This is a genomic window from Paenibacillus sp. 598K (assembly GCF_003851045.1).
GTDB lineage: Bacteria > Bacillota > Bacilli > Paenibacillales > Paenibacillaceae > Paenibacillus_D.
Map to the genome: position 1 here is coordinate 771 of NZ_BFBX01000327.1, position 214 is coordinate 984.

Annotated in this window: 1 pseudogene; it reads left to right on the top strand. The window is 61.7% G+C overall.

Features of this window, described 5'->3' with window-relative positions:
• Positions 1–214 (top strand): annotated as a pseudogene (locus PA598K_RS35325) (ABC transporter permease subunit); the annotation flags it as partial.

A 214-nucleotide genomic window follows, 5' to 3' on the forward strand; every position in this document is an offset into this window, starting at 1 on the left:
TCAGCGGCGGCCTTATCCCGATGTACATGATCATCAACGAGCTGAATCTGATCGACACGATCTGGGCGCTCGTACTGCCCGGCGCGGTACCGGTGTTCAACGTCATCTTGATGATCAACTTCATGCGGCAGCTGCCCAAGGCGCTCGAGGAGGCGGCGCTCGTCGACGGCGCGCCCCAGCTCGCCATCATGACCCGCATCTTCATCCCGCTGTC